The sequence below is a fragment of the Alloyangia pacifica genome (assembly GCF_900116195.1).
Lineage (GTDB): Bacteria > Pseudomonadota > Alphaproteobacteria > Rhodobacterales > Rhodobacteraceae > Salipiger > Salipiger pacificus.
The window spans coordinates 359,674-374,330 of sequence record NZ_FOZW01000002.1; the positions used below are offsets into that span (position 1 = coordinate 359,674).

At 68.4% G+C, this 14,657-nt stretch carries 15 protein-coding genes; 12 read left to right on the forward strand and 3 right to left on the reverse strand.

What is annotated here, in order from left to right; translation table 11 throughout:
• The first annotated feature begins 32 nt into the window (after positions 1-32).
• The 3 genes from BM397_RS06165 to BM397_RS06175 all read left to right on the forward strand — a co-directional run bounded on the left by BM397_RS06165 (position 33) and on the right by BM397_RS06175 (position 2,649).
• Entirely contained in the window at positions 33-896 is an 864-nt protein-coding gene (locus BM397_RS06165) for a branched-chain amino acid aminotransferase (RefSeq protein WP_092419851.1), read from the forward strand.
• Positions 897-899: 3 nt separating this feature from the next.
• A complete protein-coding gene (locus tag BM397_RS06170) occupies positions 900-2,120 on the forward strand; it encodes a hypothetical protein (RefSeq protein WP_092419854.1) in 1,221 nt (406 codons plus the stop codon).
• Between the two features lie 73 nt (positions 2,121-2,193).
• Entirely contained in the window at positions 2,194-2,649 is a 456-nt protein-coding gene (locus BM397_RS06175) for a universal stress protein (protein WP_092419857.1), read from the forward strand.
• Between the two features lie 18 nt (positions 2,650-2,667).
• Here BM397_RS06175 and BM397_RS06180 read toward each other — a convergent pair whose 3' ends face one another.
• Positions 2,668-3,174, reverse strand: a complete 507-nt coding sequence (locus BM397_RS06180) for a hypothetical protein (protein WP_092419860.1) — start codon at positions 3,172-3,174, stop codon at positions 2,668-2,670.
• A 186-nt stretch (positions 3,175-3,360) separates the two neighbouring features.
• On the opposite strand from BM397_RS06180, the gene BM397_RS06185 reads away from it, so the two are divergent.
• The 7 genes from BM397_RS06185 (at position 3,361) to BM397_RS06215 (ending at position 9,970) form a co-directional block, all read left to right on the forward strand.
• The gene (locus tag BM397_RS06185; protein ID WP_092419863.1) at positions 3,361-3,921 is read left to right on the forward strand and encodes a NifU family protein; all 561 of its coding nucleotides are present in this window, start codon (positions 3,361-3,363) and stop codon (positions 3,919-3,921) included.
• A gap of 28 nt (positions 3,922-3,949) precedes the next feature.
• On the forward strand, positions 3,950-4,501 hold the full coding sequence (gene tsaB, locus BM397_RS06190; RefSeq protein ID WP_092419866.1) for a tRNA (adenosine(37)-N6)-threonylcarbamoyltransferase complex dimerization subunit type 1 TsaB: 552 nt from the start codon (positions 3,950-3,952) through the stop codon (positions 4,499-4,501).
• 14 nt (positions 4,502-4,515) lie between these two features.
• Entirely contained in the window at positions 4,516-4,935 is a 420-nt protein-coding gene (gene rimI / locus BM397_RS06195; RefSeq protein ID WP_092419869.1) for a ribosomal protein S18-alanine N-acetyltransferase, read from the forward strand.
• 158 nt (positions 4,936-5,093) lie between these two features.
• Positions 5,094-6,098 carry a BMP family lipoprotein gene (locus BM397_RS06200; protein ID WP_092419873.1) on the forward strand — a complete coding sequence of 335 codons (1,005 nt, stop codon included), beginning with the start codon at positions 5,094-5,096 and terminating at the stop codon, positions 6,096-6,098.
• 118 nt (positions 6,099-6,216) lie between these two features.
• The gene (locus BM397_RS06205; protein WP_092419876.1) at positions 6,217-7,818 is read left to right on the forward strand and encodes an ABC transporter ATP-binding protein; all 1,602 of its coding nucleotides are present in this window, start codon (positions 6,217-6,219) and stop codon (positions 7,816-7,818) included.
• A 92-nt stretch (positions 7,819-7,910) separates the two neighbouring features.
• A complete protein-coding gene (locus tag BM397_RS06210) occupies positions 7,911-9,005 on the forward strand; it encodes an ABC transporter permease (protein WP_092419879.1) in 1,095 nt (364 codons plus the stop codon).
• Complete coding sequence (locus tag BM397_RS06215; RefSeq protein WP_092419882.1) at positions 9,005-9,970, forward strand: ABC transporter permease; 966 nt, start codon at positions 9,005-9,007, stop codon at positions 9,968-9,970. Before BM397_RS06210 ends, BM397_RS06215 begins: the two co-directional genes overlap by 1 nt.
• Positions 9,971-10,067: 97 nt before the next feature.
• On the opposite strand, the gene BM397_RS06220 is transcribed toward BM397_RS06215, so the two are convergent.
• A complete protein-coding gene (locus tag BM397_RS06220; RefSeq protein WP_092419885.1) occupies positions 10,068-10,709 on the reverse strand; it encodes a bifunctional 4-hydroxy-2-oxoglutarate aldolase/2-dehydro-3-deoxy-phosphogluconate aldolase in 642 nt (213 codons plus the stop codon).
• Between the two features lie 102 nt (positions 10,710-10,811).
• The gene (gene edd, locus BM397_RS06225; RefSeq protein WP_092419888.1) at positions 10,812-12,617 is read right to left on the reverse strand and encodes a phosphogluconate dehydratase; all 1,806 of its coding nucleotides are present in this window, start codon (positions 12,615-12,617) and stop codon (positions 10,812-10,814) included.
• A 286-nt stretch (positions 12,618-12,903) separates the two neighbouring features.
• On the opposite strand from edd, the gene BM397_RS06230 reads away from it, so the two are divergent.
• Positions 12,904-14,100, forward strand: coding sequence for an RSP_2647 family RNA methyltransferase (locus BM397_RS06230; RefSeq protein ID WP_092419891.1), 1,197 nt, complete (start codon positions 12,904-12,906; stop codon positions 14,098-14,100).
• Entirely contained in the window at positions 14,097-14,645 is a 549-nt protein-coding gene (locus tag BM397_RS06235; RefSeq protein WP_092419894.1) for an RSP_2648 family PIN domain-containing protein, read from the forward strand. The genes BM397_RS06230 and BM397_RS06235 overlap by 4 nt, the downstream gene beginning before the upstream one ends.
• Positions 14,646-14,657: the final 12 nt, after the last annotated feature.

Here is a 14,657-nt window from a genome sequence, read left to right on the forward strand (position 1 = left end):
GGGTCCGCGCAAATTTCGCAGGAGACACGACGATGGCAACGGGCAAGAACATCCGCACCTATTTCCAGGGAACCTGGCACGACGGCGACGTGATGATCATGCGTGGTGCCGACCACGCGGCGTGGCTGGGCAGCTCGGTCTTCGACGGCGCGCGCTACGTCAACGGCATCGCCCCCGACCTCTACGCCCATTGCGCGCGGATCAACCGCTCGGCCAAGGCGCTGATGCTGACGCCCTTCGTGTCCACCGAGGAGATGGTGCAGATCGTCTGGGAGGGGCTCGCGGCCTATCCCAAGGAGGCGGCAATCTATATCCGCCCGATGTACTGGGCGACGCAGGGCGACGCCACGGCGATTGTTCCGGGCGAGGAGGGCACTGCCTTTGCCATCTCGCTCGAGGAGATCCCGATGGCGCCCGAAGGCGCAGCGACCCATCTCGGGCGCACCCGCTTCCGCCGGCCGGTGCTGGAGAGTTCGGTCTGCAATGCCAAGGCCGGCTGCCTCTATCCCAACAACGCCCGGATGCTGACGGATGTGCGCTCGCGCGGCTTCGGCAACGCGCTCGTTGCCGACGCGCTCGGCAATGTCGCCGAAAGCGCCACGGCCAACGTCTTCATGGTCAAGGATGGCGCGGTCTTCACCCCAGTCGCCAACGGCACCTTCCTGTCGGGCATCACCCGTGCGCGCCATATCAAGAACATGCGCGCCGACGGGATGGAGGTGCACGAGGCGGTGCTCTCCTTCGAGGATTTCGAGGGCGCCGACGAGGTCTTCCTGTCGGGCAACCTGCAGAAGGTCACGCCGGTGTCGGGCTTCGAGGACACCAACTACCAGATCGGTCCCGTGACGCGCCGCGTGCGCGAGCTCTACTGGGACTGGGCGCTGACCGAAGGCTGAGCCTTGCGCCGCGAGCCGCCGCTGCGCGCGACGCGCCCCAAGGAGCCGCAGCGCCCGGTGCTGCGGGCCGAGCGCGGTTTGGGCGCCGCGGCGGGGCAGGGCGCGCCGCGCGAAGCGCGGGGGCTCGTCGCCGGGCGCGGGCAAGGGCAGACTCGGCGCGGGCCGCGACGAACCCGGCGGCGGCTGGCACGGGTCATTCGGGCGCTGCCGCTGCTGCTGAGCCTCCTGCTCGGGTTCTGGGCGCTCACCACCAACCCCTTCGCGCAGCCCTTCCTGCGTGCCAGCGAGGCGGAGGTGCGCCAGGCACTCGATGCGGCGCTTGCACGGACGTTGACGCCCGGGCGGCTGGAGCAGGAGATCGGCACCGCGTTGGAGGCTGACGATCTCGACCGCATCGACATGCTGCTGCCTGTGGCGGCGCGGGTCGGGGTTTTGCCCGATGCGGCGCAATCCGAGCAGATCGCCGCGTTGCGCGAGGAGAAGGACAGCGTCTGGGGCAAGGTCGAGGCCTGCGGCATCTGTGCCGCCGATATCGCCGAGTGCCCCTCGCTGCAGATGCTGGCCTATTGCGGCATCCCGCTGGAGCTGACGCCGATCGGCGACTTGAATGCTCTTCGCCGGGCTGGGGGCGACTATTTCAGCGGTGCCGATGTGGACGAGGTCGAGGTGACGCTGGCCACGGTGGGCCTCGCCGCCACCGGCACGCTGGCGCTGACCGGGGGCACCTCGGCCACGGTCAAGGCCGGGGCGACGGCGCTGCGCATGGGGCGGCGACTGCGGACGCTGACGCCCTCCTTCCTCGACGAGCTTGCCCGGCTGGCGGATCCGGCGATGCTGCGCCGGCTGGTCTCGGGCGCGGGGGACGCCGCCGACACGGCTCGGCTGGCGCGGGCCGAGGCGGTGGCGGGCGATGTCAGCCGGGTGGTGCGCAACACCTCGATGACCGATGGCGTGCTTCTGCTGCGCCACGTCGACAGCGCCGAGGATGCGGCGCGGCTCGCACGGGTGTCGCAAGTGGCGGGCTCCGAGACGCGCGGGGTGATGGAGGTGCTAGGCAAGTCGCGGACCTTCCGTGCGCTGGTGCGCCTGTCGGACCACGCCATCGCCACCGCCGCGCTCCTGTGGCTGGCCTTCGCGCAGGCACTGACGGCGCTCGGCGGCTGGCTGGGCACGCGCCTTCTGCGTCCGGCGGCGCGCGGCATGGCGGCGCATCTCGACCGCTGATTTTCGCAAGTGTCAAAAGCCCGTTGCCTGCATCCGGCCGCTGCGCCAATATCGCCCCGAAGGAGACCAAGGGATGCGCAAGTTTCTCGTCGTGCTGGATGACAGCCGCGAATGCCTCAATGCTATGCGGTTCGCCGCGATGCGGGCTGCGAAGACCGGCGGCGGTGTGGCGATCCTGTCGGTGATCGCGCCGGATGAATTCAACCACTGGATCGGTGTCGGGGACATCATGCGCGAAGAGGCCCGCGAACGGATCGAAGCGCATTACGAGGTCTTTGCCAAGTGGATGCGCGACCGGCAGGGGGTGGACCCCGAACTGGTGATCCGCGAGGGCGACCCGGTGACCGAAATCCTCGGGCAGGTGAATGACGATCCCTCCATCGGCGTGCTGGTGCTGGGCGCCGCTGCCGACAAGAAGGGGCCGGGGCCGCTGGTCTCCTCGATGACCCGCAGCTCGGGCAGCTTGCCGATCCCGCTGACCATCGTGCCGGGCGACATGTCCAAGGAACGGCTCGAGGCGATCACCTGAGCGCCTGAGAGTGCTTGCCTAGTTTCTGGCGCGATCGAGGAAGACCTCGGCGCCACAGCCGTAGGTGCTGGGATCAAGATCGATACGATAGTGCCCGAAGAGTTGGCCGCTGTAGCCATTTGGTTCGAGATCCATGCGCCCGACCCGCTTTCCGCCCCGCAGGAGGTCCGCGGCGACGAGATTGTCGCCACTGATCGGCGAGCCGGCCGCGGTGGTCCCGCGCACCGTCAGGCGTGCGCCTTCCTCCATGACGACGGTCCCTTGCACCACGCCGCCGTCGATGACGAGGGTCGCCGCGCCGCCGTTGGTGATGCAGGGGTCGAGCTGCCTCTGCCCCTTCGCCGGATCGGCGCGCCTCCAGTATTGCCCCGGGTAGAAAAAGCCCTCCCAGGTGCCTTCGAGGGTGATCGGCACGTTCCAGTTGGGCGTGCCGCTGATCTGGTTCCAGATGATATCACCGCAGGCGCAGAGCGGAAGGCAGGCCAGAAGGGCGGCGGCTCTCGGGAATTTGGCGTTTCGGGTCATCGGGCGCCTCCTCGTGCCGAGATGACACGGCGTTCGAGGCCGCGTCGTTGACGCAGATCATCCCGGGGCATCCGGCGCGTTCGAAATGGCTTGTGCGCCTGATCTCGTTTTAGAATGGTTCCAAAACTTGACGTTCGTCCGGAGGCGGCGCATATAGGGTGCAGCCCGGAGAAAGGTATCTCGCAGATGTTCATCCAGACAGAATCCACCCCGAACCCCGCGACGCTGAAGTTCCTGCCGGGCCAGACCGTGCTCGACGCAGGGACCGCGGATTTCCCCAGCCCCGAGGGCGCCGAAACCTCGCCGCTCGCCAAGCGCCTGTTCGGCGTCAACGGCGTGACCGGCGTGTTCTTCGGCAATGACTTCGTCACCGTGACGAAGGACGAGGCGGCGGACTGGGACCACGTGAAGCCCGCCGTTCTCGGCGCGATCATGGAGCATTTCCAGTCCGGTGAGCCGGTGATGGCCGGAGAGGCACGCGCCTCGGGCCACAAGGAATTCACCGGCGAGGACGCCGAGATCGTCGGCCAGATCAAGGAGCTGTTGGACAGCCGCGTGCGCCCGGCTGTGGCGCAAGACGGTGGCGACATCACCTTCCACGGCTTCGATCGCGGCGTCGTCTACCTGCACATGCAGGGCGCCTGCGCCGGTTGCCCGTCCTCGACGCTCACCCTGAAGATGGGCATCGAGAACCTGCTGCGCCACTACATCCCCGAGGTTACCGAGGTGCGCCCGGTCGCCGTCTGAGCGCCGCGCCCGTCGCATGAGTGATCTGATGATCCTTGCCTTTGACACATCGGCCGCGCATTGCGCGGCCGCTTTGCTGCGCGGTGACGAGGTGCTCGCCGCCCGCGCCGAGGAGATGGGCCGGGGGCAGGCCGAACGGCTGATGCCTTTGCTCGAGGAGGTGCTCGCCGAGGGCGGCGCAAAATGGGCAGACCTCGACCGCATCGCCGTGGGCATCGGGCCGGGTAACTTCACCGGTATCCGGATCTCGGTCTCGACCGCGCGCGGGCTGGCGCTGGGGCTCGGCAAGCCCGCGATGGGAGTCAGTACCTTCGAGGCGATCCATCTCGAAGCGCCCGACGCGCTGGCCGGGGTGCCCGCGCCGCGCGGACAGATCTACGTGCAACGGCATTGGAGCGCGCCCGAACTGGTGGCTGCCGAGGGCAGCGATGCCGTAAGGCCGCCCGCGCCGCGTGAGCTGGCGGTGCGTATCGCCCGCGCCGCTGCGGTGAAGGAGCCGGGGCGCCGCCCCGCGCCACTCTACATCCGCGCCGCCGATGCCGCGCCCTCGCGCGATGCGGCACCGCGATTGCTGGACTGAACTGCTGGGCTGACATGGGTCTCACCGCCGCCGAACTCGCCGCGCTGTCGTCGCGCGCCTACACGCACATGGAACCCTGGGGCGAGCGTGCCTTTGCCGGCACGCTCGAGCAGCCGAGCAGCCTGCTGGTGAGCGAGCCGGGTGGGTTCGTTATGGGCCGCGTGGTGCTCGACGAGGCGGAGATTCTGGCACTGGCCACGGATCCGGCGGTTCAGCGACAGGGGGTTGCCCGGCGCCTGCTCGCCGCTTTCGAGGCGCAGGCCGCCGCGCGGGGTGCGGCGCAGGTGTTCCTGGAGGTCGCGGCCGCCAATGCACCCGCACAGGGCTTCTACAGCGCCTGCGGCTACACGCTTACCGGGCGCCGGAAAGGCTATTACCGTCATGCGGATGGCCGGCGCGACGATGCGCTGCTCATGAGCCGGGCGCTGACCTGAGGTCAGAGACCACGATGGGTCAACCCTGTGCGCAGACTTGCAAAAAGCAGTTGACCCCCCGGTAGGGCGCAGGGTTAATCGGGCATGATCTGCCTCAGTGCAGTCCAATTCGCGGGCCAGCTGAAAGATGCCCGCACGTCCAGACCCGGGAGCAAGACATGACCTTCATGAAATCCATCCTCGGCACCGCCGCGACGCTGGCCCTGACCGCCGGCGCCGCGCTGGCGGATCCGGCGCTGATCTACGATCTCGGCGGCAAGTTCGACAAATCCTTCAACGAGGCGGCCTACAACGGTGCCGAGATCTATGCCAAGGAGACCGGCGGCTCGTACAAGGACATCGAACTGCAGTCCGAAGCACAGCGCGAGCAGGCCCTGCGCCGCTTTGCCGAGGCCGGGTTCAACCCGGTCGTGACCACCGGCTTCTCCATGTCCTCGCCGATCGCCTCGGTTGCGCCGGACTACCCGGACACCAAGTTCGTCACCATCGACGGCTTCGTCGATCCGGCCGAGCACCCGAACGTCCTGTCGATCCTCTTCTCCGAGCATGAAGGCTCGTACCTTGTCGGCATGCTGGCCGCGATGGCTTCGGAGTCGGGCACCGTCGGCTTCGTCGGCGGCATGGATATCCCGCTGATCCGCAAGTTCGCCTGCGGCTACGCGCAGGGCGCCAAGGCTGTCAGCGATGACGTCAAGGTCATCTCCAACATGACCGGCACCACCCCGGCGGCCTGGAACGACCCGGTCAAGGGCTCCGAGCTGACCAAGGCGCAGATCAGCCAGGGCGCGGACGTGATCTTCGCCGCCGCCGGCGGCACCGGCATCGGCGTGCTGCAGACCGCCGCGGACGAGGGCATCCTCTCGGTCGGCGTCGACAGCAACCAGAACTACCTGCACCCGGGCAAGGTGCTGACCTCGATGCTGAAGCGCGTCGACGTGGCGGTGGCCGAGGCGATGACCGCCGGCCCCGAGCTGGAAACCGGCGTGAAGGTGCTGGGCCTCGCCGAGAGCGGCGTCGGCTACGCGCTCGACGAGAACAACGCCGAGCTGGTGACCGAAGAGATGAAGGCCGCCGTCGACGAGGCGAGCCAGAAGATCATTGCTGGCGAGATCGAAGTTCATGACTATTCGGCGGATGACAGCTGCCCGGCGCTGAACTTCTGATACGGACTTGACGAGCGGGGGTGCGGCTGCTGCCGTGTCCCCGTTTTTTGCTTTCGTGTGGCCCGGTTCCTCGTTTACAGGAAACCGGGCCGTACTTTCCAATGCCGCGAGGCTCCGCATGAACGACACCCCCGCCATCGAGCTGAAGGGCATCTCCAAGGCCTTCGGCCCGGTCCAGGCAAACAAGGACATCTCGATCCGCGTGATGCCCGGAACCATCCACGGCATCATCGGCGAGAACGGTGCAGGCAAGTCGACGCTGATGTCGATCCTCTACGGCTTCTACAAGGCCGATGCCGGCGAGATTTGGGTCAACGGCCAGAAGAAGGACATCACCGACAGCCAGGCCGCGATCTCGGCAGGCATCGGCATGGTGTTCCAGCACTTCAAGCTGGTGCAGAATTTCACGGTGCTGGAGAACGTCATTCTCGGCGCCGAGGACGGCCCGATGCTGCGGCCCTCGCTGGCCCGCGCGCGCGGCGTTCTGAAGCAGCTGGCCGAGGAATACGAGCTGGCCGTCGATCCCGACGAGCTGGTCGAGAACCTCTCGGTGGGCCACCAGCAGCGCGTCGAGATCCTCAAGGCGCTCTACCGCCAGGCTGACATTCTAATTCTCGACGAGCCCACCGGGGTGCTGACCCCGGCCGAGGCCGACCACCTGTTCCGCATCCTCGACCACCTGCGGGCCGAGGGGAAGACGGTGATCCTGATCACCCACAAGCTGCGCGAGATCATGGAGATCACCGACACGGTCTCGGTGATGCGCCGCGGCGAGATGACCGCCACCGTCAAGACCGCCGAGACCTCGCCCGAGCAGCTCGCCGAGCTGATGGTCGGGCGCAAGGTGCTGCTGCGGGTCGACAAGACCAAGGCTGCGCCGGGCCAGGTGCTGCTCGACGTGCAGAATCTGCGCCACGTGGACGACGCCGGAGTCGAGCGTCTCAAGGGCGTGTCGCTGCAGCTGCGCGCGGGCGAGGTGCTGGGCATCGCCGGGGTCGCCGGCAACGGCCAGTCGGAGCTTCTCGAGGTGCTGGGCGGCTATGCCGATGCCACCGGCACGGTCACCCTGAAGGGCGCGCCGCTGCCGCTCTCCGGGGCCGGGGCGGACGGCAGCGCCCGCCGCGCCGCGGGCATCGGCCACGTGCCGGAGGACCGCCAGGAAGAGGGGCTGATCATGCCCTACACCGCCTGGGAGAACACCGTCTTCGGCTACCACCGGGATCCGCGCTACCAGTCGGGCCCGCTGATGAACAACGCGCTGATCAAGGAAGAAGCGCAGGACAAGATGACCCGCTACGACGTGCGCCCGCCGAACCCCAACCTCGCGGCGCGCAACTTCTCGGGCGGCAACCAGCAGAAGATCGTGCTCGCGCGCGAGATCGAGCGCGATCCCGACGTGCTGCTGATCGGTCAGCCCACCCGCGGCGTCGACATCGGCGCCATCGAGTTCATCCATCAGGAGATCATCCGCCTGCGCGACAAGGGCAAGGCGATCCTGCTGGTCTCTGTGGAGCTCGACGAGATCTTCTCGCTGTCGGACCGCATTGCGGTGATGTTCGACGGCCAGATCATGGGCGAGCGCATGCCAGAAGAGACCGACCAGACCGAGCTCGGCCTGCTGATGGCCGGCGTCACCGAAAAGCCCGAGGGCCGGGTCATCGACGCCGTGGACGCCTCGCTGCAGGAAAAGGAAGCGCGCGAGGCCGAGCAGCATGACTGACCGCGCCGCTTCATTGTTCGCCAAATACGCCCGCCGGAGGCAGCAGCGCCCGCAGGGCGCTCCCCGGACCGAAAAGAAGAACGAGGTTCCGAATGGATAAGATGCCCGCATGGGCCGACGCGGTGCTCGTGCCCCTGATCTCGATCCTGCTGGCGGCGATCCTGTCGGCGCTGGTGATCCTCGCCATCGGCGAGAGCCCGGTCGAGGCCTTCAAGCTGATGGTCGACGGCGCGCTGATGCGCAGCTCCGGCTGGGGCTATACGCTCTACTACACCACCAACTTCATCTTCACTGGCCTCTGCGTCGCGGTGGCCTTCCACGCCAAGATGTTCAACATCGGCGGCGAGGGGCAGGCGATGATCGGCGGGCTGGGCGTGGCGCTGGCCTGCCTCTTCATCCCGTTCCCGCACTGGTCGGTGGCGCTGATCGTGGCGACGCTGGCTGCCGCCGCCTTCGGCGCGGCCTGGGCCTTCATCCCGGCCTTGCTGCAGGCCAAGCGCGGCAGCCACATCGTGATCACCACGATCATGTTCAACTTCATCGCCGCGGCGCTGCTGAACTACGTGCTGGTCAACCTGCTGCGCCCCGTGGGCGCGATGGAGCCGGCGACCGCGGGCTTCCCCGCGGCCACGCATCTGCCGACATTCCAGGACATGTTCGCCTCCGAAGGCAACCCGCTGTTCCGCGGCTCGCCGGCAAACGTGACCTTCTTCCTCGCCGTGGCCGCCTGCATCGCCTTCTGGTTCCTGATCTGGCGCACCAAGCTCGGCTATGAGATCCGCGCCTTCGGCCATTCCGAGAGCGCCGCGCGCTATGCCGGAATCTCGCCAGTGCGGATCACCGTGGTCGCCATGCTGATCTCCGGCGGGCTTGCCGGGATGATGGCGCTCAACACCACCATGGGCGAGGCCGAAAGGCTGGTGCTCAACGCCACCGAGGGGGCGGGTTTCATCGGCATCGCCGTGGCGCTGATGGGCCGCTCGCATCCGGTGGGTGTCTTCCTCGCGGCGCTGCTCTTCGGCTTCCTCTACCAGGGCGGCGCGGAACTGGCGCTCTGGACCTCGATCCCGCGCGAGCTGATCACCGTGATCCAGGCACTGGTGATCCTCTTCACCGGGGCGCTCGACAACATGGTGCGCATGCCGCTCGAAAAGCTCTTCCTTGCCACGCGCCGGAGGTCCTCGTGATGGATTACGCGACGCTTCTTCAGGTGCTCGACTCGACCGTGCGCCTTGCCACGCCGCTGCTGCTGGCCTGCCTGGCGGGTCTCTTCTCGGAACGCGCGGGCATCGTCGACATCGGGCTCGAGGGCAAGATGCTGGCCGCAGCCTTCTTCTCGGCGGCCATCGCCGCGGTCACCGGCTCGGTCTGGCTCGGCCTGCTGGCGGGCATCGCCGCCTCGATGGTCATGTCGGGCATACATGGGCTCGCCTCGATCACCTTCCGCGGCAACCAGCTGATCTCGGGGGTGGCGATCAACTTCCTCGCCTCCGGCATCACCGTGCTGATCGCGCAGGACTGGTTCAGCCAGGGCGGACGCACGCCCTCGCTCATGGGCGGCGGCCGCTTCGAGAGCATCACGCTGCCCTTCGCCGAGGCGCTGCGCGGCGTGCCGGTGATCGGCCCGCTCTACTACGAGCTGATCTCGGGCCATTCGATCCTCGTCTACGTCGCCTTCCTGATGGTGCCGCTGACCTGGTGGATCCTCTTCCGCACCCGCTTCGGCCTGCGCCTGCGGGCGGTGGGCGAGGCCCCCGAGGCGGTGGATACGGCGGGCGTCTCTGTGGTTGGGCTGCGGTTTGCCGCCATTGCCATCTGCGGGCTGCTGACCGGCCTCGCGGGGGCCTATCTGGCCACCGGCCTGCAGGCGGGCTTCGTGCGCGAGATGACCGCGGGGCGCGGCTACATCGCGCTGGCGGCGCTGATCTTCGCCAAGTGGCGGCCCTGGTACGCGCTTTACGCCTGCCTGCTCTTCGGCCTGCTGCAGGCGGTGGCGCTGCGCTACCAGAACATCGACCTCGGCGGCTTCATCATCCCGGTGCAGTTCATGGATGCGCTGCCCTATATCCTGACCGTGGTGATCCTCGCCGGTTTCGTCGGCAAGGCGATCCCGCCGCGCGCCGGTGGCGAGCCCTACGTCAAGGAGCGCTGAGAGCGCCCGGCGCACGGAGGCCGAAACAAAAAGAGAGGGGGCCTCGCGGCCCCCTCTTTTCGTTCCGAACGTGCGGGCCTGCGCCCGCTGGCGGTGCTCAGCGCGGCAGCGCCGCCGCCTCGCGGGCCAGCGCCACGATGCCGTCCCAGTCGCCGGCCTGCATCAGCTCCTTGGGGGCGACCCAGGAGCCGCCGCAGCAGAGCACGTTCTTCAGCGACAGGTAGTCGCCGACGTTCTTCATGCTGATGCCGCCGGTGGGGCAGAACTTCACCTGCGGGATCGGCGCGCCGATCGCCTTCAGCGCGGGCGCTCCGCCATTGGCCTCGGCGGGGAAGAACTTCTGCACCGAATAGCCGCGTTCAAGCAGCGCCATGGCCTCGGAAGCGGTGGCGGCGCCGGCCAGAAGCGGCAGGTCCGCCGCCTCGCAGGCGTCCAGCAGCCTGTCCGTGGCACCGGGCGAGACGCCGAACTTCGCGCCGGCCGCGACCGCCGCGGTCACGTCCTCGGGGGTGAGCAGCGTGCCTGCGCCGACCACGCCGCCCTCGACCTTCGCCATCTCGCGGATCGCGTCGAGCGCAACAGGGGTGCGCAGGGTCACTTCGAGCACCGGCAGGCCGCCGGCGACCAGCGCCTCGGCCAAGGGGCGGGCGTGGGCGACGTCATCGATCACCAGCACCGGGATCACCGGGGCGAGCTTGCAGAGGGCTTCGTTGGCGCGGCTGGCGTCCTGGGGGGTCATGGGCGGGGCCTTTGTCTGGATGTCGGAAGGACCGGATCGGTCAGCTATTGAGTATTTTCAGAAAGATGAAAGGGCAAGGGCGGCGCTTTGTGAACGCCGACGTCAGACCACCACCGCCGCTCCGTTGGAGGCGAGCCCGACGTTCTGGCGGAAGGCCTCGAAGAGCTCGCGACCGACGCCGTGGCCATTGCCCGAGAGGTCCGCTGTGACGGCCTCGCGGGTCTCGAAGCCCTCGGTCAGGCATTGCAGCGTGCCGGCGCCCGCGTCGAGCCGCACGATGTCGCCGTCGCGCAGCTTGGCGAGCGGGCCGCCGTCGGCGGCCTCGGGGCAGACGTGGATCGCCGAGGGCACCTTGCCGGACGCGCCGGACATGCGCCCGTCGGTGACCAGCGCCACCTTGAGGCCGCGGTCCTGCAGCACCGCCAGCGTCGGTGTCAGGCTGTGCAGCTCGGGCATGCCGTTCGATTTCGGCCCCTGGAAACGCACCACGACGATGGTGTCCGAGGTGAACTCGCCGGCCTTGAAGGCGTCCTTCACCTGCGCCTGGTCGTGGAAGATGCGGACGGGGGCCTCGACCACGTGATGCTCAGGCTTGACCGCCGAGATCTTCATGATGCCGTGGCCGAGGTTGCCGATCATCTGCTTGAGACCGCCGCTTTTCTGGAACGGGTCAGAGGCGGGGCGGAGGATCTTGTCGTTCTGGCTCTCGCGCGGGGCGTCCTCGTAGACAATGGCGCCGTCCTTGAGCTTGGGCTCCTGCGTGTAGAGGTGCATGCCGTCTCCGGCGACGGTCTTGACGTCCTCATGCATGAGGCCCGCGTCCAAGAGCTCGCCGATCATGTACTGCAGCCCGCCCGCGGCGTGGAAGTGGTTCACGTCGGCCAGGCCGTTGGGGTAGACCTTGGCCATCAGCGGCACGGCTTGCGAGATCTGATCGAAGTCCGACAGCTCCAGCGCCACGCCCGCAGCGCGCGCCATGGCCGGCAGGTGCAGCACGAGGTTGGTCGAGCCCCCGGTCGCCATGAGGCCCACAATGCCGTTGACGAAGGCCTTGGCGTCGAGCACGTCGCAGACCGGGCGATACTCATTGCCGAGCGCGGTGATCGCCAGCGCCCGTTTCGCCCCGGCTTCGGTCAGCGCGTCGCGGAGCGGAGTGTTCGGGTTGATGAAGGAGCTGCCGGGCAGGTGCAGCCCCATGAACTCCATCAGCATCTGGTTGGAGTTGGCGGTGCCGTAGAAGGTGCAGGTGCCGGGGCCGTGATAGCTCTTCATCTCCGCTTCCATCAGCTTGTCGCGACCGACCTCGCCGGTGGCGTATTGCTGGCGGACCTTCGCCTTCTCGTCGTTCGGCAGCCCCGAGGTCATCGGCCCGGCGGGCAGGAACAGACCGGGGATATAGCCGAAGGTGGCGGCGGCGATGACGAGGCCGGGCACGATCTTGTCGCAGACACCGAGATAGACGGCGGCATCATAGGTGTTGTGCGAGAGCGACACGCCGGTCGCGAGCGCGATCACGTCGCGCGAGAACAGCGAGAGTTCCATGCCGACCTGGCCCTGGGTGACGCCGTCGCACATGGCCGGAACGCCGCCCGCCACCTGCGCCGTGCCGCCGACCGAACGCGCCGCGGTGCGCAGCAGCTCGGGGTAGCGTTCGTAGGGCTGGTGGGCCGAGAGCATGTCGTTGTAGGCGGTGACGATGCCGAGGTTCGGGGCGCGTCCCTCGGCGAGGGCCTGCTGGTCCTGCCCGGTGGCGGCATAGGCGTGCGCCTGGTTGCCGCAGGTCAGGTGGGCGCGGCGCGGGCCTTCCTCGGCAGCGCGGCGCATGCGGTCGAGATAGGTGCCGCGGAGTTTCTCCGAGCGTTCCTCGATCTCGGCGGTGACCTTGGCGATGGTGGCGTTGAGCGACATGAGAGGGGGCTCCTTTCGCTGTCCGGGGGCGACCCGGTCTGGCGTCCTTGGGGAGGATGTAACCCGGTTAGCGCTATCAGTAAAGGCGCATCAGTGGCTCGATGCGGGCGACGATGGCTGGCGCGCGAATTTGTGGCAGGGCGTCGCTCGCGGGCCGGCAGATGCGCACGCTCGGGATGTCGCAGGCGCCCGGGCCTGCCCGAGGCCGCACAGTCGGGCGTGACAGCGCTGGCGCGACCTGTCGAAGACGCTTCCCAAGTCTGCCGCGCGGCGCTAAAGGGGCGGCATGACACAGCCCGATCTCCCCACCGTCCGTCTCCTTCCCAAGTCGAAGCCGCAAGCTCTGCGCCGCGGCTATCCTTGGGTCTATGCCAACGAGCTGGTGGTTGACCGCCGGACCCGTAACCTCGCCGCAGGCACCGTCGCGCGGCTCGAGGACAACGAGCGCAAGCTGCTCGGGCTGGTGGGCGTGACGCCAAGCTCGAAGATCATCTGCCGGATGCTCGACCGTAACCCCGAGGCCTCGATCGACAAGGCCTGGCTCGCGGCCAAGCTGACCCGCGCGCTGGAGCTGCGGACGCGCCTCTTCCCGGCGCCGTATTACCGGCTGGTCCATGCCGAGGCCGACGGGCTGCCCGGCGTGATCATCGACCGTTTTGGCGATACCGCGGTGATCCAGCCGAACGCGGCTTGGGCGGAGCTGCTGCTGCCCGAGCTGACCGAGGCGCTGGCCGAGGTTGCCGGGGTGAAGAACATCCTCAAGAACGCCGGGGGCCGCGGCCGCCAGCTCGAGGGGCTCGACGATCAGGACGCCGTGCTGCTGGGCCAGGCGCCCGAGGCGCCGCTGCCGGTGGAGATGAACGGCGCGACCTACATGGCCGACCTCACCGGCGGCCAGAAGACCGGCCTGTTCTACGACCAGCGCCCGAACCACGGCTTCGCGGCGCGGCTGGCAAGCGGGCAGAAGATGCTCGACGTCTTCAGCCACGTCGGCGGTTTCGCACTCGCGGCGCTGGCAGGCGGCGCGACAAGCGCGCTGTCGGTGGACGGCTCGGCCTCGGCGCTGGCGCTGGCCGAGGAGGGTGCCAAGCGGATGGGCGCGGCGGAGCGTTTCGCCACCCGTCAGGGCGATGCTTTCGATACTCTCGAGGCGCTGGGGACCGAAGGCGAACGCTTTGGCCTCGTGGTCTGCGACCCGCCCGCCTTTGCCCCGGCCAAGCCGGCGCTGGAAGCGGGTCTGCGCGCCTATGAGAAGGTCGCGCGGCTGTCGGCACCGCTGGTCGAAGAGGGAGGCTATCTCGTGCTCTGCTCCTGCTCGCATGCGGCGGATCTGTCGAGCTTCACCGGTGCCTGCCTGCGCGGCATCGGACGCGCCGGTCGCCGGGCACAGCTGCTGCACACCGGCTTTGCCGGGCCGGACCACCCGCTGCTGCCGCAGTTGGCGGAATCTGGCTACCTGAAGGCGCTGGTGTTCCGCCTGTGAAGGTGCTGCTGGACACCTGCGTCATCTACCCCACGGTGATGCGCGAGGTGCTCCTCGGCGTGGCGGCACAGGGACTCTACCAGCCGCTGTGGTCGGCGCGCATCCTCGAGGAATGGGCGCTGGCCGCGCGCAAGCTCGGACCGATGGGCGAGGTGCAGGCGCGCGGAGAGATCGCGCAGGTCCGCGCCGCGTGGCCGGGCGCCGAGGTGCGCTATCAGCCAGCCATGGAGGACCGGCTTTGGCTGCCTGATCCGGCGGATCTGCACGTGCTGGCCGCGGCGATCTCGGGCAGTGCAGACCTCATCGTGACCGAGAACGCCAAGGATTTCCCGCGCAATATCCTCGCCGAGGAAGGCCTGTCCCGCGTTGACGCAGACGGTTTCCTGCGCGGGCTCTGCGAGGCCAATCCGGGCAAGGTCAAGGATGCCTGCGAGGCGGTGCTCTCAGAGGCACGGCGGCTCTCCGGAGAGGAGTGGACCATGCGCGGTCTGCTCAAGAAGGCGCGCCTGCCACGGCTCGGCAAGGCGCTGGAGGCGGCGGGCTAGCCGCCGCTCCGC

What these genes read in the sequence shown, in the direction of transcription:
- BM397_RS06215 (WP_092419882.1), top strand. Translation starts at nt 9,005, where the DNA reads ATGGATTACGCGACGCTTCTTCAGGTGCTCGACTCGACCGTGCGCCTT.
- BM397_RS06205 (WP_092419876.1), top strand. Translation starts at nt 6,217, where the DNA reads ATGAACGACACCCCCGCCATCGAGCTGAAGGGCATCTCCAAGGCCTTC.
- BM397_RS06220 (WP_092419885.1), bottom strand. Translation starts at nt 10,709, where the DNA reads ATGACCCCCCAGGACGCCAGCCGCGCCAACGAAGCCCTCTGCAAGCTC.
- BM397_RS06175 (WP_092419857.1), top strand. Translation starts at nt 2,194, where the DNA reads ATGCGCAAGTTTCTCGTCGTGCTGGATGACAGCCGCGAATGCCTCAAT.
- BM397_RS06210 (WP_092419879.1), top strand. Translation starts at nt 7,911, where the DNA reads ATGGATAAGATGCCCGCATGGGCCGACGCGGTGCTCGTGCCCCTGATC.
- edd (WP_092419888.1), bottom strand. Translation starts at nt 12,617, where the DNA reads ATGTCGCTCAACGCCACCATCGCCAAGGTCACCGCCGAGATCGAGGAA.
- BM397_RS06185 (WP_092419863.1), top strand. Translation starts at nt 3,361, where the DNA reads ATGTTCATCCAGACAGAATCCACCCCGAACCCCGCGACGCTGAAGTTC.
- BM397_RS06165 (WP_092419851.1), top strand. Translation starts at nt 33, where the DNA reads ATGGCAACGGGCAAGAACATCCGCACCTATTTCCAGGGAACCTGGCAC.
- tsaB (WP_092419866.1), top strand. Translation starts at nt 3,950, where the DNA reads ATGATCCTTGCCTTTGACACATCGGCCGCGCATTGCGCGGCCGCTTTG.
- BM397_RS06230 (WP_092419891.1), top strand. Translation starts at nt 12,904, where the DNA reads ATGACACAGCCCGATCTCCCCACCGTCCGTCTCCTTCCCAAGTCGAAG.
- rimI (WP_092419869.1), top strand. Translation starts at nt 4,516, where the DNA reads ATGGGTCTCACCGCCGCCGAACTCGCCGCGCTGTCGTCGCGCGCCTAC.
- BM397_RS06180 (WP_092419860.1), bottom strand. Translation starts at nt 3,174, where the DNA reads ATGACCCGAAACGCCAAATTCCCGAGAGCCGCCGCCCTTCTGGCCTGC.
- BM397_RS06200 (WP_092419873.1), top strand. Translation starts at nt 5,094, where the DNA reads ATGACCTTCATGAAATCCATCCTCGGCACCGCCGCGACGCTGGCCCTG.